1 protein-coding gene is annotated in these 1073 nt (G+C 72.3%); it reads left to right on the plus strand.

From position 1 onward, the window contains the following. On the plus strand, nucleotides 1-224 hold a 224-nt coding region (locus tag J0670_RS38555), incomplete at its 5' end, for a hypothetical protein (protein WP_207817423.1). Between the last annotated feature and the right edge of the window lie 849 nt (nucleotides 225-1073).

Here is a 1073-nt window from a genome sequence, read left to right on the forward strand (position 1 = left end):
CCGCGTCGCCCAGTGTCGCGCTCGGCTGCCGGGCCCTGGCCGCCGTCCTGGTCGGCCGTCAGGCCGTCCCGCTGGGCCCGTCTCGGCTGTCCGGCCCGCTGTGCCCGTGCCTGCCCTGGCCGCCCGGTGCCGCGCCCCGCTGCGCCCCGCCCTGGTGGCACCCTGGCCGTCGTCCTGGTCCGGTGTTCGGTTTGGTGTCGCTGTTCAGGGAATTGCCCGGGTGACGCTGGGCGGGATTTCCTGGGTGGTCGGGAAGGGCGGTCGCCGTGTCGGATGCGGGGGGCCGTAGGCCCCTTTCCGAGGATGCCCGAGCTCGATTCCACGACGCTGCGCACCGAAAGGGGGCAGGATTGCCGCTCGAAATGGAGTGGGAGGGAATTCGAATTCCTGCCGCGAGTGCGGCCGGATAGAGCCGTGGTGGATGGTCGCCGCGAGGTTTCCTGTTCGCCTTCGGTACCCACCGGGGAACCGGTAGGATAGGGCTGTACGGAAGTCGGGGAAACACCGCCGGATTCGCCTGGGATTCCGGCCGGGAGTCTGCGGTTGAGGGCCCGTCAGCCACCGCCGTGCGGGGCGTCCGTGAGGGCCCGCCACAGGGGCCGGGGAGACCGAGCCGGACCGGTGGCCCGGAGGTTGCCCCCGAGGGCCGCAGGCCCCGCCCCAGGGGTGGAGAATGGGGGCCGTCAGCCCAGCAACCAGGCGGCGGACCGGCCATCGGCCGGGACCGGGGGAGGCCCCTCGGGGGTGAGGTTGTGGCTGATACCCGAAGTCCGCGACACATCGTCAACGCTCGCTCCCTGGCGCAGCCCGGGAAAGCCTGCCAGCAAACCGGCCCGTAGGGCCGTGAAAACACCAACCCGACAAGACGGAAAGCCGACCGATTGACGGGCCGTAGGCCCGGGGAAAAGCCGCCGGAAAGGCGGAGCGCAGCGACGCCCGACGCCCGCCACAACGGCGCGTGCCGCGCCCACGAATTCGCCACCGGCGAATTCCCTCAACCACCCACCCACCTGCCGAGGCGCAGCCGAGGCCACACCACGCACGGTGACGCCGTAGGCGGCACCCCCCGGCTG

Origin of the sequence: Streptomyces sp. FH025 (assembly GCF_017427025.1) — a bacterium.
Lineage (GTDB): Bacteria > Actinomycetota > Actinomycetes > Streptomycetales > Streptomycetaceae > Kitasatospora.